General features: G+C 72.6%; 10 protein-coding genes and 1 riboswitch. Of the genes, 1 reads left to right on the top strand and 9 read right to left on the bottom strand.

What is annotated here, in order from left to right; genetic code table 11:
• Positions 1-40 precede the first annotated feature (40 nt).
• From OG430_RS07840 to metE, 9 genes are all read right to left on the bottom strand, one after another.
• Positions 41-2,371, bottom strand: a complete 2,331-nt coding sequence (locus OG430_RS07840) for a helix-turn-helix transcriptional regulator (protein WP_327351698.1) — start codon at positions 2,369-2,371, stop codon at positions 41-43.
• A 127-nt stretch (positions 2,372-2,498) separates the two neighbouring features.
• The gene (gene bdeA, locus OG430_RS07835) at positions 2,499-3,452 is read right to left on the bottom strand and encodes a bis(hydroxyethyl) terephthalate hydrolase (protein ID WP_442816444.1); all 954 of its coding nucleotides are present in this window, start codon (positions 3,450-3,452) and stop codon (positions 2,499-2,501) included.
• 155 nt (positions 3,453-3,607) lie between these two features.
• A complete protein-coding gene (locus tag OG430_RS07830) occupies positions 3,608-5,677 on the bottom strand; it encodes an iron ABC transporter permease (RefSeq protein WP_327351697.1) in 2,070 nt (689 codons plus the stop codon).
• A 59-nt stretch (positions 5,678-5,736) separates the two neighbouring features.
• Positions 5,737-6,717 (bottom strand): iron-siderophore ABC transporter substrate-binding protein, encoded by a 981-nt coding sequence (locus OG430_RS07825; RefSeq protein ID WP_327351696.1) that lies wholly within the window; start codon positions 6,715-6,717, stop codon positions 5,737-5,739.
• Complete coding sequence (locus tag OG430_RS07820) at positions 6,714-7,682, bottom strand: ABC transporter ATP-binding protein (RefSeq protein WP_327351695.1); 969 nt, start codon at positions 7,680-7,682, stop codon at positions 6,714-6,716. Before OG430_RS07820 ends, OG430_RS07825 begins: the two co-directional genes overlap by 4 nt.
• A gap of 135 nt (positions 7,683-7,817) precedes the next feature.
• Complete coding sequence (gene meaB, locus OG430_RS07815) at positions 7,818-8,807, bottom strand: methylmalonyl Co-A mutase-associated GTPase MeaB (RefSeq protein WP_327351694.1); 990 nt, start codon at positions 8,805-8,807, stop codon at positions 7,818-7,820.
• Positions 8,808-8,810: 3 nt separating this feature from the next.
• Entirely contained in the window at positions 8,811-11,000 is a 2,190-nt protein-coding gene (gene scpA, locus OG430_RS07810; RefSeq protein ID WP_327351693.1) for a methylmalonyl-CoA mutase, read from the bottom strand.
• The gene (locus OG430_RS07805) at positions 11,000-12,811 is read right to left on the bottom strand and encodes a methylmalonyl-CoA mutase family protein (protein WP_327351692.1); all 1,812 of its coding nucleotides are present in this window, start codon (positions 12,809-12,811) and stop codon (positions 11,000-11,002) included. The genes scpA and OG430_RS07805 overlap by 1 nt, the downstream gene beginning before the upstream one ends.
• A gap of 317 nt (positions 12,812-13,128) precedes the next feature.
• Positions 13,129-15,447 carry a 5-methyltetrahydropteroyltriglutamate--homocysteine S-methyltransferase gene (gene metE, locus OG430_RS07800; RefSeq protein WP_327351691.1) on the bottom strand — a complete coding sequence of 773 codons (2,319 nt, stop codon included), beginning with the start codon at positions 15,445-15,447 and terminating at the stop codon, positions 13,129-13,131.
• A 163-nt stretch (positions 15,448-15,610) separates the two neighbouring features.
• Positions 15,611-15,829, bottom strand: a riboswitch (cobalamin riboswitch).
• 111 nt (positions 15,830-15,940) lie between these two features.
• On the opposite strand from metE, the gene OG430_RS07795 reads away from it, so the two are divergent.
• Positions 15,941-17,356 carry a short-chain fatty acyl-CoA regulator family protein gene (locus OG430_RS07795; protein ID WP_327351690.1) on the top strand — a complete coding sequence of 472 codons (1,416 nt, stop codon included), beginning with the start codon at positions 15,941-15,943 and terminating at the stop codon, positions 17,354-17,356.
• Positions 17,357-17,400: the final 44 nt, after the last annotated feature.

Genomic DNA, 17,400 nt, shown 5'->3' with positions numbered 1-17,400 from the left:
GTCTCTGTTCCCGGGCGGGTGGGGCCCGTCACACCGGCCGTCACACCGAGCGTTCGGCCCGCTCCACCAGGCGCGACAGTTCCACGCGGGAGCGCACGCCCAGGGTCGCGAAGACATTGCGCAGGTGGTGGTCGACCGTGCGCACGCTCACCGACAGCCGCCGGGCCACCTCTCGGTTGGTGGACCCCTCGGCCACGTACAGCGCGATGCGCAGCTGTTGCGGGGTCAGGCCGGCCAGGGCGCCGGGCGGCTCCTGGGCGGGTGCGGCGCCGGTCGCGCGCAGCTCGGCCGCCGCCTGGGCCGCCCAGACGGGGGCGCCGCACCGTTCGAAGGCGACCAGCGCGTCGCGCAGCGGAGGCCGGGCCCGCGCCGGTCTGCGGTCGCGGCGCAGCCACTTGCCGTACAGGAGCAGCGTGCGGGCACGCTCGAAGTCGCCGCCCGCCGAGCGGTGTGCGGCCAGCGCCTGTTCGTACCAGGCCTCGGTGCGCGCGGGCGGGCCCTCTCCCGCGGCGGCCAACAGGGCGCGGCAGCGGGCAAGTTGGGCGGGCGCCTGTGGGTCGGCGCCGAACGCGGTCCACCGGGCGAACTCCTCGACGGGATGCAGCGCGGCCCCCGGCGACCCGGTGAGCGTGGCCGCCTCCACGAAGCAGGGCACGGCCAGCATCCGTACCCCGAAGTGCCCCTGGCGCGGACCGGAGCAGACCTGAGGGGCGAGCCTGGCCGCCGCCTCGGCCACCCGTCCGCGCGCCAACTCCGCCCGGGCCAGCGCCCATTGGCTGAGTGTGGCGGCCTGGGCGAGGCCGTGCCGGCCCGCGATGGCCTCGGCGATCTCGGCATGGGCGCGGACGGTGGCGGCATCGGCGTCGAGGGAGGCGACCAGGGCGAGCACGGCGTGCTGGTGCGCCAGGACGTTGCGCTGCCCGGTGCGTTCGGCGGCGGCCACGCCGTCCTGCCCGTGCGCACGGGCCCGGGAGTGCCGCCCCGCCCGCAACTCCGCGTAGGCGAGCAGCTCCAGGGCCCGGGGCAGCAGCAGGTCCAGGCCCAGGGCGCGGGCCAGGGCGAGGGCACGGCCGGTGACCCGGCAGGCGGCCGGCAGGTCACCGAGCACCAGGGCTGCCGCACCTGCCCGGAGCAGACTCTCCGGTTCGTCGTCGGCCGTGGGGCGGGGCGGGCCGCCTTCCGGCTCGTGGTCGCCTCTGGTGCGGAGCCCACTTTCCGAAGCTTCGCCCTCGCCTCCTGCTCCCGGGAACGCGCCTCCCGCCCCCGGGAACTCACCACTCGCGCCCGCCACCACCCGGCGCAACGCCGCCCGCCCCGAGTCGAATCCGTGCGCGCCGCCGCGCAGCACCGCGCACATCCCGCTGCGGTAGTCGGCCAGTTCGCCCGGTTCCGGCCCGGCCGGGCAGGCGTCGGGGTCCGCACCGCCGGGCCGGGCGCCCGTGTCCGCGGCGCAGTTCGCGTGGTCCGGGCACACCGCTTCCCGGTACGCGGACGCGTCGCCCATCGCCCACGCCGCCTCGCCCGCGTCGAGGCGTGCCTTGAACGCCTCGTCCGGCTGCTGCCGCGCCAGCAGCCGCGCCGCGAGGAGCAGCGACTCCCGGGCATCGGCGACCGGGCCGTCCCCCAGGGCGACCAGCCCCTGTACGCGGCAGGCGCGGCCGCGCGTGACCCGGTCGGCGGCGAGCGTCCGCACCTGGGCGAGCAGCGCCTGGGCGTGCTCAGGTCGCCCCGCCGCCCGCGCCTGTTCGGCCGCCTCGACGAGCAGTGCGGCACGCCCGCCGGGACCGGCGGCAAGGGTCGCGGCCCGCTCCAGGGCCAGGGCCCGCGCCGCAGGTGTGAGCGGGGCGCCCTCGGCCCGGACGGCGTCGGCCAGCGCCGCGGACAGCTCCGCGTCGGGGCCGTCGCAGGCCAGCGCCCGATGGCTCAGCCGGTCGAGCCGTTCCCCTTCCGCTTCGAGTACGCGGGCCAGCAGCTGGTGCGCCTCGCGGCGGCAGGCGTACGTCGCGCCCATGTAGACGGCGGTACGGGGTAGTCGGGCGTCGAAGCGGATGCCTCCCGCGCTGCCGTGCACCAGCCCCGCGCTCTCGGCCCTCTCCAGCGCCTGAGCCGGCACCCCCAAGGCCCGGGCGGCACGCAGCACCGGCCCGGTCGGCGCGCCCTCGGCGGCGGGGTCCGCCTCCTGCGCGGCGGCCGCCAGGAGCAGCACCACCCGCGCGCCGGACGGGAGCGCGGCCACGGCCCGGACCGCCACGCCCGCACCGGCGGGCGCCCACTGGGCGAGGCGTCGCCGGATGCGCCCAGCGGTTTCGGGCGAGGGTGACTCCGCCGCCCCCTGCTGCAATCGGGCCGAACTCGCGTGTGTCCCGGTCACGTTCGGCACGCTACTGGCGCGTAGGCCGCAGGGGAAGGCGCCGGTCCGGCTGCGTGTGGACGCGGGACCGACGGCCGCCTGAAGGGCGGCCGCCGGCCGGGAACGCGATGTCATACGGGGGTGAACGTCAGCCGGAGTGAGGGCAGTTGCCGCGGTATTCCTCGATGGTGGCGCTCGGCTGCGGCAGCGGGCACAGGAACTGCTCGTACCGTACGTCGTTGTCGATGAACCGCTTCAGCCAGGAGATGCTGTACTTCGCGATCGTCGTGTTCGACGAGTTCGGCGTGAAGTGCGTGGCGTTGTTCAGCTCCAGGTAGGCACGGTCGAGAGAGGTCGGCAGGCTCCGGTAGAACGGCTCCGAGTGCGAGGCCACCGGGGCTATCGTGTCGCCGTCCGCCCCGACGACCAGGGTCGGGGTCCGCAGCTCCGGCCAGGTGGTGTCGAGGTTCCAGCCGGTGAGCGGTATCGCGGCCTGCAGGGCGGGCCGCGACTTGGCGGCCTCCAGGGTTCCGCCGCCGCCCATGGAGTGCCCCATCACGCCGAGCCGGCTGGTGTCGATGCGGCCGCGTACGCTGCTGCGCTGCGTCAAGTAGTCGAGCGCCGCGAGGAGTTGGCGCCCTCGGGAGTCGGGCTGGTCCAGCGTGGTGTTGGTGTCGATGGTGAACACGACGAAGCCCTGCGACGCGAGGCGCGGGCCCAGCCAGGCGATGGAGGACTGGTAGGCGGTGTAGCCGGGGGAGATGGCCACGGCACCGAAGGTGCCGTCGGCGGTGCTGGTCGGGTAGTAGATGGTGCCGCCGCCGAAGCCCGTGACACCGAGCGACGACACGGTGGTCTGCGACACGGCGTACGAACCGCGCGGCGCCTCGATGCTCGCGACGGTCGGATCCGGGCCGCGCTCAAAGGGGTTGTCGGCCGCGGCCTGCGCGCTGAGCGCGGGGGCGGTAACGAGTGCGGCCAGCGCCGCGAGGCCGGCGAGTCCGGCGCGAACGAGACGGCCGCGCGGCCGGCGGCGCGTCGGGGCTGCGGGGAGAGTGGAGGTGGCTGGGGCGGCCTGCGACTCGGTGCTGAAGTCCTGCACGAGGGACGTCCTTTCCCTGTGGGGGTGCCGGCTGTCTCCGGCAGCGGCCACCTTCCTGCAGGGCAAGGCGCGCTGGCATCGGTGAAATCACCGGTCTCGCGGCAGGGATGTCGTCAGCGGCTCAACGGCGGCTGCGTACCAGCGAATACAGCGGCTCAACGGCGGCTTCGTACCAGCAAATACAGGAAGTACGGCGTCCCGATGAGCGCGGACACAAGACCGGCGCCGATCTGCGCGGGAGCGATCACCGTGCGGCCGAGCAGATCCGCGGAGCACACGAGGACCGCGCCGAGCAGGACCGAGACCGGCAGCACCCGCACGTGCCGTCGGCCCACGAGGGCACGGGCCGCGTGCGGGGCCACCAGACCCACGAAGGCGATCATCCCGGCGGCGGCGATGGCACTCGCGGTGAGCAGCACGCTCAGCACGAGCCAGCCCAGGCGCCCACGGGACAGGCCGATTCCGAGGAGCCGCGGGGTGTCCTCGTCCAGCGACACCAGGTCGAGCTGTGTGCGCCGGGTGATGGCAACGGCCAGGCCCACGACGAGAACAGCGGCGATCGGCACCACGTCGGGCAGGGTCCGCCCGTAGGTGGAGCCGGACAGCCAGGTGAGCGCCTTCGTCGCGTTGAACGGGTCGGTCAGCACGATCAGCAGGTTGATCAGGGCGGTGGTGGCGGTGGCGACGCCCATGCCGACCAGGACGAGCCGGTTCTGCTGGAAGCCGTCCCGTGCGGAGAGCCCGAAGACGAGCACGGCGGCGACGGCGGCGCCCGCGAAGGCCGCCCCGGCCAGGCCCCACGAACTGGCCAGGGGCACCGTCGTCACCAGGATCACGGCGCCGAGCCCGGCCCCGCCGGAGATGCCGAGCAGCGTGGGCTCCGCGAGGGGGTTGCGGGAGACTGCCTGCACCAGCGTGCCCGCCAGGGCGAGCGCCGCACCCGCGAGGAGGGCGGCGAGGACGCGCGGCACCCGGGTGTCGAGGACGAAGGAGATGCTCTGGGTCGCCCTGCCCTGCGCCCAGTTGACCACGTCGCCGAGCAGCAGCTTGCTGTCGCCGAGGAGCACTCCGGCCACGGCGACGGCGACGAGCACCGCCACCAGGACGGCCGTGGTGGCCAGGAAGACGGTCCGGCTCCTGATGCGCAGCCGGTCGGGTGCCTCGGAGCCCGCGGTGTCCTTCAGCCGTGCGGCCATGACGACCAGGAACACGGCGCCGACGAGGCTCGTGACGACGCCGGTCGGTACGGCCACCGCGGTGTCCGAGGGCACCAGCGCGCGCAGCAGCACGTCCGAGCCGAGGACGAGCCCCGCGCCCACCAGGCCCGCCAGCGGCAAGCGCGCACGGGCCTTGGTGAACGGGCGGATCCGGCGGCCGAGGGGACGTACGAGGGCGGGGGCGCACAGACCGACGAAGCCGATCGGACCGGCGAGCGTGACGGCCGCCGCGGAGAGCAGCGCCCCGAGCACGACGACGGTGATCCGGGTGGACCTGACCGGCACGCCGAGCCCGCGGGCGGCGTCGTCGCCGAGGGCGAGGGCGTCGACCCGGTGGGCGACCAGGAGCAGCCCGACGAGACCGATGACGACGAGGGGCGCCATCTGCAGCACCCCGTCGAAGCCGTACTGCGCGATGCTGCCCTGGTTCCAGTGCCGGAGCCCGTCCGTCTCCAGCGGGAACAGCAGGAGCAGCCCGTCGGTGATGGCGGTGAGGCCGAGGGTGAGCGCGGTGCCGGCGAGCACCAGACGTACCGTGCCCGCGCCGAGACCGGACAGGCCGAGCACGACGGCCGCCGCGGCCAGGGCGCCGATGAACGCGACGCCGGACGAGGCGAGTTGGGGCAGTGAGATGCCGGCCGTGGCGACCAGGCCGAGCGTCAGATAGGAGCCCGCGTTCACCGCGAGGGTGTCCGGTGAGGCGAGCACATTGCGGCTGACCGCCTGCAGGGCGGCGCCGGCCACGCCGAGGGCGGCGCCGACGAGCAGCCCCGCGGTCATCCTGGGCAGCCGGGAGGAGATGAGCACCGAGGTGTCGGCCGAGTCGGCCTGCCCGGTGAGCGCCTTGAACACCTCGGCGGCGCCCGCGTGGGCGGTGCCCTGGGTGATGTCGATGATCGCGAGGGCCCCGACGAGCAGGACCAGCGTGGCCGTCACCGCGACGACGCCGGTCCGGGACGCGGCCGTCGACGGACGGGTGGTGGCGGGAGTTGGTGCGGTGACGGCCATGGCGTTGCTTCGTCAGTCCCTTGCTCGGTCGGTCCCTCGCGAGTCCCTTGCCTGGTCGGTTACTTGGTCAGTTCCTTGACGACGGCGTCGACGTACGCCTCCATCGAGGCGGTGCCGCCGAACATCCAGATGCCGTCGGGCAGCTGGTGCACATTGCCGGCCTTCACGAACGGCAGGGACTTCCACACGGAGTTCTTGTTCAGGACGCCGGTGAACGGGGTGCTGGTCTTGTCGTCCTTGTTGCCGATGTGGGCGAAGTGCACCTTGTCGCCGAGCTTGGTGAGGCCTTCGACGTCGGTGGAGCCGAGCCCGTACTTCTTGTCGCCCTTGACCTTCCAGGCGTTCTTCAGGCCGAGCTTCTCGTTGACGCCGCCGATCAGGGAGCCGCTCGTGAACGGGCGGATCTGGACCTGGTTGGAGACGATGTAGCCGTCGGCGAACGCGTACTCGGCGCCGCCGAGGCCGGCCTTCTCGAGGGCCTTCTTGCCGTCGGCGACCTTCGCGTCGAACTGCGCCTTGAGCTTGTCGGCCTGCTCCGTGGTGCCGGTGGCCTTCGCGACGAGGTCGAGGGTCTTCGTCATCTGCCCGATCGGGTCGGCAGCGTCGGCCGGCTCGACCGTCAGGACCGGGGCGATCTCGCGCATCTGCTTGATGGCGGCCGCGGGCAGGTCGGTGGTGGCGAGGATGAGGTCGGGCGACAGGGAGGCTATGGAGTCCATGCTCGGCTCGCCGCGCGTGCCGACGTCCTTGGGGTCGTTCTTCAGCGGGACGACGGTGTCCCAGGTCTGGTAGCCCTTGACGTCGGCGACGCCGACCGGGTCGACGCCCAGCGAGATCATGTTCTCGACGACGTTCCACTCGGTGGCGACGACCTTCTTGGCCGGTCCGTCGAGCTTCACCTGCTCGCCCGTGCCGTCGGTGAGGGTGATGGCCTCGGAGGTCTTCTTCTTGCTGTCGGCGGCCGGCTCGGTGGTGCCGCAGGAGGTCAGGGTGAGGGCCGCGGCGGTGGCGACCGCCGCGGTGATCAGGAGGCGCTTCATGAGGGTGTGCTGAGCCTTTCGCTCTGGTTTCGCGTGGAGTTGCCGCGTGCGTCGTCGCCGCGTGCTTCGTTGCTTCGCGCCTCGACCCCGCGTGCTGTGTCGATGCGTCGTGCTGTGTCTGTGCTTCGTGTGTGGTGCCGGCCGATCGCACGGGTGCGAAGCCGGCCCGTCAGGGGGTCGTGCGAGACCTCGATCCGGATGCCGTAGACCTCCGTCAGACGCTCCGGTGTCAGCACGTCGTCGGGGCGGCCCTCGGCGACGATCCGGCCGTCTTGGAGCAGGACGATCCCGTCGGCGACGGCGGCCGCCTGGTCGAGGTCGTGCAGGACGACGCCCACGGCGATGTGGTGGTCGTCCGCCAAGTCGCGGATCAGGTCGAGGAGTTCGACCTGGTAGCGCAGGTCGAGGTGGTTCGTGGGCTCGTCGAGGAGCAGTACGCCGGTCTCCTGGGCGAGACAGCCGGCGAGCCAGACCCGCTGCAGCTGACCGCCGGAGAGGTGCTCGGCGCCGCGGTCGGCGAGGTCGCTCACGCCCGTCATGGCGAGCGCGCGGTCCACCGCGGCCCGGCCGCCCGGGTCCGCGGCGCCCCAGCGGCCCCGGTACGGGTAGCGGCCGAACTCGACGACGTCGCGCACGGTCAGCCCGCTGGGCGTGGGGCGGCCCTGGGTGAGCAGGGCCACGCGCCGGGAGAACTCACGGGGGCTCAGGGCGAGGGCGTCGGTGTCGGCGTCGAGGGTGAGGGTGGCGGTCCGCGGCTTCTGCAGCCGCGCGAGGGTGCGCAGGAGGGTCGACTTCCCGCTGCCGTTCGGGCCCACCAGGACGGTCACCGCGCCGGGGCGCAGGCTGACCGCCGCGTCGTGCACGACGTCGATGCCGTCGTACGCCACGGTCACCGCGGTGGCCGACAGCGCAGGGCTGTGCGGACGCGTGGCGGTCCCTGAGGTCGTCTCTTCCTCAACTTTCACGCTGGGAAGGTTAGCCTAACCTAAAGGCCGTTTACGACGGGGGTGCGCCAGAAAGACCTGGTGAGCAGGATCAATGGGAGCCGATGAGCCGGAGCAAGAGGAGCCGGCGAGCAGGATCAAGGCCCGTGCGGGGGCTCAGCCCCTGTCGCCCCCGAAGGCGTCCAGGATGCGCTCGGCGGCCAGGGTGGCCGTCAACTCACCCTTCCTGACCCGCTGTTCAAGGTCGGGAGCGAGGGAGCGGACCGCCGGATCGGCGTGCAGCCGCCCCAGGAGTTCGTCGCGGACCATCGTCCAGGTCCAGTCGACCTGCTGGTCGCGGCGCTTCGCCGTGAGGCGTCCGGTGGAGTCGAGCAACGAGCGGTGCTGCTCCAGGCGCTCCCACACCGTGTCGAGTCCGGCGGATTCGCGGGCGCTGCAACTGAGCACCGGCGGAGTCCAGGCCGCATCCACCGGATGCATCAGCCGCAGCGCGCCCGCGAGTTCACGGGCGGCGGCCTGGGCATCGCGCTGGTGCGGCCCGTCCGCCTTGTTGATGGCGATCACGTCGGCGAGCTCCAGGACGCCCTTCTTGATGCCCTGGAGCTGGTCGCCGGTGCGGGCCAGGGAGAGCAGCAGGAACGAGTCGACCATGTTCGCCACCGCGGTCTCGGACTGGCCGACGCCCACCGTCTCCACGAGGACGACGTCGTAGCCCGCCGCCTCCATCACGACCATCGACTCCCGGGTCGCCTTGGCGACGCCGCCAAGGGTGCCCGCCGAGGGGGAGGGGCGCACGAAAGCGGCCGGATCGACCGAAAGGCGCTCCATCCGGGTCTTGTCGCCCAGGATGGAGCCGCCGGTACGAGTGGAGGACGGGTCGACGGCGAGCACCGCGACCCGGTGGCCGAGTTCCGTCAGCATCGAGCCGAACGCGTCGATGAACGTCGACTTGCCGACCCCCGGCACCCCGCTGACCCCGATGCGCCGCGCGTTCCCGCTGTGCGGCAGCAGCTCCGTCAGCAACTCCTGGGCCAGCGCCCGGTGCCCGGGCCGGGTCGACTCGACGAGCGTGATGGCGCGCGCGATGAACGCCCGCTTCCCGTCGAGTACGCCCTTCACATACGCGTTCAGATCGATGGTCTTCATGAACTACAGGGTGCCGTGGCCGAGGTCGGCGGCGAGTCGCTCCACCAGGTCGTACGCCGCATCCGGAATGACCGTGCCGGGCGGGAACACGGCAGCCGCGCCCATCTCCAGGAGCGTGGCCACGTCCTGCGGCGGGATCACCCCGCCGACCACGATCATGATGTCTTCGCGGCCCTCCTCGGCGAGCGCCTCACGCAGCGCCGGTACGAGGGTGAGGTGCCCGGCGGCGAGCGACGAGACCCCGACGATGTGCACGTCCGCCTCGACGGCCTGGCGCGCGACCTCGCCCGGCGTCTGGAACAGCGGGCCGACGTCGACGTCGAAGCCGAGGTCGGCGAACGCGGTGGCGATCACCTTCTGGCCGCGGTCGTGCCCGTCCTGGCCCATCTTGGCGACCAGGATGCGCGGACGCCGCCCCTCCGCCTGGCCGAAGGCGTCGACCAGGGTGCGGGTGCGGTCCACGGACGGGGACTCGCCGGCTTCGTTGCGGTACACACCGGAGATCGTACGGATCTGTCCCGCGTGCCGCCCGTACACCTTCTCCAACGCGTCCGAGATCTCGCCCACGGTCGCCTTCGCGCGGGCCGCGTGCACCGCCAGGTCCAGCAGGTTGCCGGTGTTCTCCGACGCCGCCCGGGTCAGCGCGTGCAGCGCGTCCTGGCAGACCTGCTCGTCGCGTTCGGCGCGCAGCCGGCGCAGCTTCTCGATCTGCTGGGCGCGCACCGAGGAGTTGTCGACCTTGAGGACGTCGATCTGCTCGTCGGTCTCGACCCGGTACTTGTTGACGCCGATGACCGGCTGGCGCCCGGAGTCGATCCGCGCCTGGGTGCGGGCCGCGGCCTCCTCCACGCGCAGCTTCGGGATGCCCGCGTCGATGGCCTGCGCCATGCCGCCGGCCGCCTCGACCTCCTCGATGTGCTGCCAGGCGCGGCGCGCGAGGTCGTACGTCAGCTTCTCGACGTACGCACTGCCGCCCCACGGGTCGATCGACCGGGTCGTGCCCGACTCCTGCTGCAGCAGCAGTTGGGTGTTGCGGGCGATGCGCGCGGAGAAGTCGGTGGGCAGGGCGAGCGCCTCGTCGAGGGCGTTGGTGTGCAGCGACTGGGTGTGCCCCTGGGTCGCGGCCATCGCCTCCACACACGTACGCGTCACGTTGTTGAACACGTCCTGCGCGGTCAGCGACCAGCCCGAGGTCTGCGAATGGGTGCGCAGCGAAAGGGACTTGGCGTTCTTCGGGTCGAACTGCTTGACCAGCCTCGCCCAAAGGAGGCGGGCCGCGCGCAGCTTGGCGACCTCCATGAAGAAGTTCATGCCGATCGCCCAGAAGAAGCTCAGGCGCGGCGCGAACGCGTCCACGTCCAGGCCCGCCTCCTGCCCGGCCCGCAGGTACTCCACCCCGTCGGCGAGGGTGTACGCGAGCTCCAAGTCGGCCGTCGCGCCCGCCTCTTGGATGTGATATCCGGAGATGGAGATCGAGTTGTAGCGCGGCATCTTCTGTGAGGTGTACGCGAAGATGTCGGAGATGATCCGCATCGAGGGCTTCGGCGGATAGATGTAGGTGTTGCGGACCATGAACTCTTTGAGGATGTCGTTCTGAATGGTCCCGGCCAGCTTCTCCGGCGGTACGCCCTGCTCCTCGGCCGCGACGATGTACAGCGCGAGCACCGGCAGCACGGCGCCGTTCATCGTCATCGACACGGTCATCTTGTCCAGCGGGATGCCGTCGAAGAGCTGCCGCATGTCGAGGATCGAGTCGATCGCCACGCCCGCCATGCCGACGTCACCGGTGACGCGCGGGTGGTCGCTGTCGTAGCCGCGGTGCGTGGGCAGGTCGAAGGCGACGGACAGGCCCTTCTGGCCGGCCGCGAGGTTGCGCCGGTAGAAGGCGTTGGACTCCTCGGCCGTGGAGAAACCCGCGTACTGCCGGATCGTCCAGGGCTGGTTGACGTACATCGTCGGGTAGGGCCCGCGCAGATACGGGGCCACACCCGGGTACGTCTCAAGGAAGTCCAGGCCCTCCAGGTCCTGCCCGGTGTACAGCGGCTTGACCGCGATGCCCTCCGGGGTCTCCCACAGAAGGTCCTCGCCGGCAGCCGCGCTCTTGACGGCGCCGCGCCAGTCGTCGAGCCCGCCGTCCACTGCTGCAGGGGAGGGGGTGCCCAGCTCGATCGCCGAGAAGTCGGGGATGGACATCAGGACACTCCCATGCGGTCGAGCGTGGTGGAAAGCACGGCCACGGCGTCACAGCCGGCGAAGACGTAGCTGTCGACATCCGCGTACGAGGACGGGCGGCCCGCGAGAAACACATGGCGGGCGCCCGCCGCGCGCAGTGCCTTCGCGGTGCTCTCGGCCTGCTCCTCGTACACCGTGTCGCTGGAGCACAGGCACACCTCCGTGGCCCCGCTCTCCTCGAACGTGCCCTCGGTGACGGGCTCGATGCCGCCCGCCTGGAAGAGGTTCGCGGCGGAGGTGAGGCGCGCGGTGTGGGCCGCGGCCGGTCCGAGCGCCGCCAGGTACACGCGGGGCCGGGTGCCGGTCGCCGCCAACTGGGCGTCGGAGCGGGCGCGCAGGGCCTCGAAGCCCTCGTCGCGTCGCACCCGGGGCAGGCCCCCGGACCTGGGCTCGGGTGCGGGTTCGCGGACCACCGGCGGCTCGGCGAGGTTCGGGAACTCGCTTACGCCGGTGACCGGTTCACGGCGCTTGGCGAGGGCCTTGCTGCGTACGGCCCAGGTCGCGGCGAGGCGGTCGCCGACCAGCCCGGAGCGCAGGGCCGCGGCCTGGCCGCCCGCCCGCTCGATGTCCTGGAAGAACGCCCAGGCGGCGTGGGCGAGTTCGTCGGTCAGCCGCTCCACGTACCAGGAGCCGCCCGCCGGGTCGATCACCCGCGACAGGTGCGACTCCTCGATGAGGACGGTCGAGGTGTTGCGGGCGATCCGCCGGGCGAACGCGTCCGGCAGGCCCAGCTCGTGGTCGAAGGGCAGCACGGTCACGGCGTCGGCGCCGCCCACCCCGGCGGCCAGCGTGGCGACCGTGGTGCGCAGCATGTTCACCCACGGGTCGCGGCGCGTCATCATCACCGGCGAGGTCACCGCGTGCTGCAGCTGCGCGCCCGCCCGCGGTGCCCCGCAGACCTCGGCCACGCGGGCCCAGAGGCGGCGTGCGGCCCGGAGTTTGGCGATGGTCGTGAACTGGTCGGCGGTGGCCGCGTACCGGAACTCCAGCTGCGCACACGCCTGTTCGACGGTCAGCCCCGCCCCGGTCAGCTCGCGCAGATAGGCGACGCCCGTCGCCAGCGAGGCGCCCAGCTCCTGCGCCGCCGAGCCACCGGCCTCGTGGTACGGCAGCGCGTCCACGGTCAGCGCGCGCAGCCCCGGATACCGCTCGGCGCACAGCCGGGCCAGCTCGGCCACGGGTGCGAAGTCGTACGAGCTGCCGGTGCGGCCCTCGTGACCCAGCGGATCGGCACCCAGATTGCCGCGCACCGCCTCGGCGGCGACCCCGCGCTCCTCGTACAGCTTCAGCAGCCGTCGCGCGGCCGGCTCGACCTCGTCGCCCGCGTCCAGGACGACCGGAGCGAGGTCGAGGTAGACGCCGTCGAGCGTGCGGTCGAGGGCGGCGACCGGGATGCCGGCACCCTCGCCGACGGTCAGCCACAGGGAGGTCACGCCGTTCTCGAGGTCACCCAGGACCGCGCCCGAGTCCGCCACGAGATGGCGCTGGCGCACGTCCCAGCCGCCGATCACGTTCCCCTCGGCGCGACTGCCACGCACAAAAGGTGCGAAGCCGGGCAGGCCGGGGTCGGGCGCGGCATCGTGCGCGGTGTACAGGGGCCGGGCACTCAGCCCGTCCTCCAGCACGGTGGACAGGGCGTCCTCCGCCTCGGCGCTCGAGATCTCCTTGCCCGATTTGCGCAGCACGCCGGAGACCAGGTGCTGCCACTGCTCGTGCGTGGCGTCGGGGAACTCGGCTGCCAGGGAAAGGTCGTCGTCAGGCAGGACCGTCATGGTCGGATCGTAGGTCAGCACGGTGGAGGATCAGCAGAGGGAACGGCTGTGACCTTGTTCTCTTCTACGAGGCGCGGTCGTCGGGCGCGGGCAGCGGCAGAACATCGCGCAGTCTCGTACCCGCGCCCCTGCCGCGTGCCACCGGGGCGACCGTCAGGTCCGTGATCCGCGGTGTGTCCGCCGAGCGGACATCCGGGTATGCGCACGCCCCGGGCGAGGCGGTCACGCATCGCGTCGAGCCGCTGCCCGGTCGTCTCGCCCGCCGCCGGGGGGCAGGGAGGGGCGGTACGGCCACCCCTGCCTGCCCTCGACTCACCTCAGGACTCGGGCAGTTCGGCCCGCACCGTGCGGGCCGCCGCGACCAGGTTCTCCAGCGACGCCCGCGTCTCGGGCCAGCCGCGGGTCTTCAGGCCGCAGTCCGGGTTGACCCAGAGGCGCCGGGCCGGGATGGCCTCAAGTCCCTTGCGCAGCAAGGAAGCCGCCTCCTCGGCGCTGGGCACGCGCGGCGAATGGATGTCGTAGACGCCGGGTCCGGCCTCGCGGGGATAGCCGTGCTCGGCCAGCTCCCGGGCGACCTGCATGTGGGAGCGGGCCGCCTCCAGGCTGATGACGTCGGCGTCGAGGTCGTCGATGGCCCGGACGATGTCGCCGAACTCGGCGTAGCACATGTGCGTGTGGATCTGGGTGTCCGGCCGTACGCCACCGGTGCTGAGGCGGAACGACTCCGTGGCCCACTCCAGGTACGCAGCATGTCCGGCGGCCCGCAGCGGCAGCGTCTCGCGCAGGGCGGGCTCGTCGACCTGGATGACCGAAGTGCCCGCCGCCTCCAGGTCGTCGACCTCGTCGCGCAGGGCGAGCGCGACCTGCCGTGCGGTGTCGCCGAGCGGCTGGTCGTCGCGTACGAACGACCAGGCGAGCATGGTCACCGGACCGGTCAGCATGCCCTTGACGGGCCGGTCGGTCAGCGACTGGGCGTACGACGTCCAGCGCACCGTCATCGGCTCGGGGCGGGAGATGTCCCCGGCGAGGACCGGCGGCCGCACATAGCGGGTGCCGTACGACTGGACCCAGCCGTGCTGGGTGGCGAGGTAGCCGCTCAGCTGTTCCGCGAAGTACTGGACCATGTCGTTGCGTTCGGGCTCGCCGTGCACCAGGACGTCGATGCCGGCCTTCTCCTGGAAGGCGAGGACCTCCTGGATCTCGGCCTCGATGCGCTCCTCGTACGCGGCCGCGCCGATGCGCCCCGCGCGCAGATCGGCGCGCGCCGTGCGCAACTCGGCGGTCTGCGGGAACGAGCCGATCGTGGTGGTCGGCAGGAGCGGCAGCCCGAGGCGGTCCCGCTGGGCGGCGGCCCGCGCCTCGTACGGCGCCGAGCGGCGGCCGTCCGCGTCGGTGATCGCGGCGGCGCGGGCCCGCACCGCCGGGTCGTGGGTGATGGGGGAGCCGGCCCGGGACGCCAGGTCGGCCCGGTTGGCGGCCAGTTCGGCGGCGATGGCGCCGGTGCCCCGGGCGAGGCCGCGGGCGAGGGTGACGATCTCCGTCGTCTTCTGCCGGGCGAACGCCAGCCAGCGCAGGATCTGCGGCTCGATGTCCCGCTCGGCGGCCGCGTCGAGGGGCACGTGCAGCAGCGAGCAGGAGGCGGCCACGTCGACCCGGTCGGCGAGGCCGAGCAGGGTGCCGAGAACGGACAGGGACTTCTCGAAGTCGTTGATCCAGACGTTGCGGCCGTCGACGACGCCCGCGACGAGCCGCTTGCCCGGCAGCCCGCCGACCGCGGCGAGATCGTCCAGGTTGGCGGCGGCGGCCCCGGTGAAGTCGAGCGCCAGCCCGTCCACCGGCGCCTTGGCGAGCACGGGAAGCGCTTCGCCGAGCCGGTCGAAATAGGAGGCGACCAGGAGCTTCGGCCGGTCGGGCAGGGCGCCCAGATCGCGGTAGGCGCGGGCGGTGGCGTTCAGTTCCGCCGGGGTGCGGTCCTGGACCAGGGCCGGCTCGTCCAGCTGCACCCACTCGGCGCCCGCCGCCCGCAGATCGGCCAGGACCTCCGCGTACACCGGGAGCAGCCGGTCGAGCAGGGTGAGCGGCTCGAAGTCGGGCGCGACGCCGGGGGCGGGCTTGGCGAGCAGCAGGTACGTGACGGGCCCGACGAGGACGGGGCGCGCGGTGTGGCCGAACGCCAGGGCCTCCTTGAGCTCGGCCACCTGCTTGGCGGAGTCCGCCGCGAAGACCGTGTCCGGCCCCAACTCCGGCACAAGATAGTGGTAGTTGGTGTCGAACCACTTGGTCATCTCAAGGGGTGCCACGTCCTGGTTGCCCCGGGCCATCGCGAAGTAGCCGTCGAGAGTGTCCGCTTCGACGGCCGCGCGGTGCCGGGCGGGGACGGCGCCGACCATGACGCTGGTGTCCAGGACGTGGTCGTAGTAGGAGAAGTCGCCGGTCGGCACCTCGTGCACGCCCGCGTCGGCCAACTGCTGCCAGTTCGCCCGGCGCAGGCCCTCGGCGATCTCCTTGAGGGCGTCGGCGCCGATCCGGCCCTTCCAGTACCCCTCGACGGCCTTCTTCAGTTCGCGCTGCGCGCCCTGGCGGGGGTAGCCGTACACGGTGGCCTGCGCCGCCGCGGCTGCGGACTTCGCTGTCACGGAAATCTCCTTCGCGAGATGACTCCTGAGATCCCGGCGACGGGACACGGACGCGAAGGGGGATGACACATCGGACGGACCGCACGCGCACTACGGACGCGGTGTTCCTCCGATATGTACGCCGACCCGCCCACGAGGTCACCGGGATGTCCGCGCACGAGGGATCGCGCGCGGGCAACGGGCAGGTCTTCGGACTCGCGAGCACGCCCTCCAAGAGGAGGACACCTACTGGCCGTCGCTTCCCAGACCCGGCCGGGCCCAGTGCGTATGACGGCGGTCGTTCCCGCTCACCGCTGCGGGGCAGTCCCGGATTTACACCGGGTTCCCTCTTACGACGCCTCCCGCCTGGCGGACGGGGCGAACCAGCTGCGCACCCAGCCTAGAGGATGCGGCTGGAGTACGGGTATGGCGGTCTCCTCCCGAAGGGGGCGAACCGCCCCGTGGTTACGATCGCGACGCGGTGCCGACGATCGTGACCGGACAGGAGCCAAGGGTGAGCAAGACGTACGCCGGAGCGCGGTTGCGGCGGCTGCGCGAGGAACGGCGCATGAGCCAGGTCGAGTTGGCCCGGGTCCTCGCGATCTCCCCGAGCTATCTGAACCAGATGGAGCACGATTCGCGGCCGCTGACCGTGCCCGTCCTGCTGCGCCTGACGGAGACGTTCGGCGTGGACCCCGGCTTCTTCTCCGAGCGCGACACCAGCCGCCTCGTGGCCGACCTGCGGGACGCCCTCACCGGCGAGGTCGCCGCGGGCCGGGTGTCGGCGACCGACCTCGCGGAGCTGGCCTCGCGCACCCCTGCGGCGGCGCAGCTCCTGGTGGACCTGGGCCGCCGCAACCAGCACCTCGCCGAGCAGCTGACCGAAGCCGCGGAGGGGCGGGGGCCGGGTACGACGGCCCAACCCCGTTCCGCACACGAGGAGATACGCGAGTTCTTCTACCGCCGCCAGAACTATCTGCACGACACGGACCTCGCCGCGGAGCGGCTGGCCGCCGAGACCGGCATCCGCCCGGGAGAGGTGGTGCGCAGCCTGTCCGCACGTCTCACCGAGCGTCACGGCGTACGACTGGCCGCGGACTGCGGCGAGTTGCTGCACCGCTACGACCCGGCGGCCGGGGTCCTGAACCTCTCCGCCCGGCTGCGCCCCGGCCAGCAGGCGTTCCGGATGGCGACGCAGCTGGCGCTCCTGGAGTACGCCGATGAACTCTCCGCCCTCGCCTCCGAGGACTTCGCGCCGGACTCCGCCGCCTGGCCGCTGGCCCGCATCGGCATCGCCAACTACTTCGCCGCAGCCCTGATCCTCCCGTACCGCCGCTTCCACGCGGCGGCGGAGGAGTTCCGCTACGACATCGAGCGGCTGACCGACCACTTCGGTCTCGGCTACGAGACCATCTGCCACCGCCTCAGCACGTTGCAACGCCCCCGGCTGCGTGGTGTCCCCTTCTCGTTCGTCCGGGTCGACCGGGCGGGCAACATGTCCAAACGCCAGTCGGCCACCGCGTTCCACTTCTCCCGGGCCGGCGGCACCTGCCCGCTGTGGAACGTCTACGAGGCGTTCGCCGCCCCCGGCCGCATCCACGTCCAGGTCGCCGCGATGCCGGACGGCCAGCGGTACTTGTGGACGGCCCGCGCCGCCACCCGCCACCGGGGCGGCTGGGGAGAGCCCGGCAAGACCTTCGCCATCGGTCTGGGCTGCGAGATCCGGCATGCCGCCCGGCTCGTCTACTCCGACGGCCTCGACCTCGACAACATCTCCGCCGCCGTTCCCATCGGCATGGGCTGCCGCCTCTGCGAACGCATCGACTGCCCGCAGCGGGCCGTGCCGCCCCTGGACCGCCGGCTCGCGATCGACGAGAACAGCAGCACCTTCGTGCCCTACCCGGTGGCCGGGGAGCCGCGCGTCGGCTGAAGTCGGCTTCGCAAAGTTGGCAACTGTCCCGTGAAGATGCGCAG

Origin of the sequence: Streptomyces sp. NBC_01304 (genome assembly GCF_035975855.1) — a bacterium.
GTDB lineage: Bacteria > Actinomycetota > Actinomycetes > Streptomycetales > Streptomycetaceae > Streptomyces.
This window is presented reverse-complemented; position numbering and strand designations above follow the sequence as displayed.